Genomic DNA, 510 nt, shown 5'->3' on the forward strand with positions numbered 1-510 from the left:
CAACTAATTCCGTCATGGATAAATATTTGAACTGGATCTCATTTATTTTTGGCAGGCAAAAATAGGTGCTTTACCTAAACTTAGCTTGGGGTTCTAGAGTTGCATTAAGAACAAAAAAACAAGAACCCAAAGGAAAACATACATGAACAGTTATGTAGAACACGCCAATATCTCAGTCGTTGACGCACAAAAGATGATCCAATTTTTGACCGCCGCTATCCCTGAATGGAAAGTACGCGGCGGCGGAAAAATAGATAATTGGTTTGGCCGACCAATTGAATGGTTTCACGTAGGTGATGATCATTCTTATATTGCCATCTCGTCGGGAGGAAAAGGCGACGCTACTCATTGGACATCACACTTCACAGGTTTTAAACACATAGGGATTGTGGTTCCGGATGTAGAAGCCCTCATCGAAAGGCTAAGCAAAGCAGGTTATGAGCTCGACCACCGAGGCGACGAACACCCATTTAGAAAGAACGTCTACTATATAGAAGACCACGGTATGCT

Annotated in this window: 1 protein-coding gene; it reads left to right on the forward strand. The window is 42.5% G+C overall.

Going from position 1 to position 510, the window contains the following annotated elements:
* Window positions 1-142: 142 nt before the first annotated feature.
* Window positions 143-510: VOC family protein (locus R7190_RS31040; protein WP_318138362.1), on the forward strand; the 368-nt coding region annotated here is incomplete at its 3' end.

The sequence above is a fragment of the Vibrio sp. 1078-1 genome (assembly GCF_033340475.1).